General features: G+C 59.6%; 2 pseudogenes. Both read left to right on the top strand.

Features of this window, described 5'->3' with window-relative positions:
- Positions 1-338, top strand: a pseudogene (locus tag EN879_RS38365) (LPS-assembly protein LptD); the annotation flags it as partial.
- A 90-nt stretch (positions 339-428) separates the two neighbouring features.
- A pseudogene (locus EN879_RS40810) lies at positions 429-527 on the top strand (peptidylprolyl isomerase); the annotation flags it as partial.

The following is a 527-nucleotide window of genomic DNA, read 5'->3' as shown; positions in this document are numbered from 1 at the left end:
TGCCTGTGTCGCTGAGCGCCAAATACGCCTTCATCCAGGCCCAGCCGCTGTACGGCTTCACCACCGACCGCCACGAGGTCACGCTTGGTGCATCCACGCATCTGGCCGAAAACTGGCGCGTCTTCGGCACAGGAACCTACGACCTGCAGCAGAGCCTGCTGGTCAAGGATGGCGTCGGCTTCGCCTACAACGATTCCTGCTTCACTTATTTGATGACCTACTCGCAGTCGCGCGATCTGAACACCAGGGAGGTGTCGCAGACCATCGGCTTCAATCTGTCGTTCCGCACCCTCGGCGATTTCGGCTCGTCGACCAGTGCCGTCGACACGATCCAGTAACAATCGGCGACATCGTTTCGCCGCATAGGGCTGGCACGGATTTCGCGCACCTGGAAAGATCAAATTGGGCGGGACCGGGATAGAATTGGGATGCCAACGATGAGGAAATACCTCTTTTCAGCAGGTTTCGCGTTGCTCGTGGCGGCGACGTCCGTGTCGATCACCGTAATGGCGCCGCCGGCTTTCGCC

Origin of the sequence: Mesorhizobium sp. M7A.F.Ca.AU.002.02.1.1 (assembly GCF_003998535.1) — a bacterium.
In the GTDB taxonomy this organism is placed as follows: domain Bacteria; phylum Pseudomonadota; class Alphaproteobacteria; order Rhizobiales; family Rhizobiaceae; genus Mesorhizobium; species Mesorhizobium ciceri.
This window is presented reverse-complemented; position numbering and strand designations above follow the sequence as displayed.